This is a genomic window from Paenilisteria rustica, from assembly GCF_013820765.1.
In the GTDB taxonomy this organism is placed as follows: Bacteria; Bacillota; Bacilli; order Lactobacillales; family Listeriaceae; genus Listeria_A; species Listeria_A rustica.
The window spans coordinates 1-957 of sequence record NZ_JABJVM010000041.1 but is presented as its reverse complement, the minus strand read 5'-3'; the positions used below and the strand labels follow the sequence as shown (position 1 = coordinate 957).

Genomic DNA, 957 nt, shown 5'->3' with positions numbered 1-957 from the left:
CACTTCGAAGGACGACGATCGCGCCTTCTACATAGGGGGTTAAAACAAGGGCATCTGATGAAGCTAAAATAGGTGGGGTATCAATAATAATTTGATCGTATTCTTCTGTAAATCGTTTAATTAACTGCTCCATTTTTTTAGAAGCTAGTAATTCATTCGGATTCGGTACCATCGTCCCGCTCGTTAAGATGGTTAAATTATCGATTTCTGTTTGGTGGAGCATATCTTGAAGGTCTGCTCCGGTATTCGTCAACACGTCAGACAAGCCGATATTGTAATGAATGCCAAATGTCCGGTGACTGGTCGGTTTTCTCATATCTGCATCGATGAGCAGTGTTTTGTTACCCTGTTTGGCATAACAAATGGCAAGATTCGCTGACACTGTTGATTTACCGCTCTCTGGTTCTGGTGACGTCACTAAAATTGATCTATACTCTCGGTCCACCGAAGAAAAATGGATACCTGCTCTAAGTGTCTTGAATTGTTCCGCGATTGGGGAACTTGGGTTGGTTGCCGTAATCAACTTTCTTTTAGCTGTTTGTTGTTTACTCAATGGGCATTATCCTTTCCGATTCTTTCGTTTTCTTCCTAGTTTCTTCTCAAATAAGTCATCGTCTTTTATTTCGTTAATCATCGATAACACGGGAAGCCCCAGCGTTTTTTCGACATCTTCAGCTGTTTTAATAGACCGATCAAATAAATTACGAAGGAACATAATGACAAGTCCAAGAATCATTCCTAGTAAAGTTGCAACAGCAATTAGTAAGCCTGTATGAGGTTTTACTGGCGCTGCATCCGCATCTAAAGTAGCCTCTGATAGCGTGTAAATGTTGTCAATTTTCATTATTTTCGGAATATCTTTACTGAACACCGTAACTGTTTCATTCGCAATTTTTACAGCATCCGTAGCATCCTTGCTTTCCACGTTAATTTTGATAACTTGTGAATCCGAGGTGC

General features: G+C 40.3%; 2 protein-coding genes. Both read right to left on the bottom strand.

Going from position 1 to position 957, the window contains the following annotated elements; all coding sequences use genetic code 11:
- On the bottom strand, positions 1–553 hold a 553-nt coding region (locus tag HPK16_RS16460), incomplete at its 3' end, for a CpsD/CapB family tyrosine-protein kinase (RefSeq protein WP_181677980.1).
- 6 nt (positions 554–559) lie between these two features.
- On the bottom strand, positions 560–957 hold a 398-nt coding region (locus tag HPK16_RS16455), incomplete at its 5' end, for a YveK family protein (protein WP_425487947.1).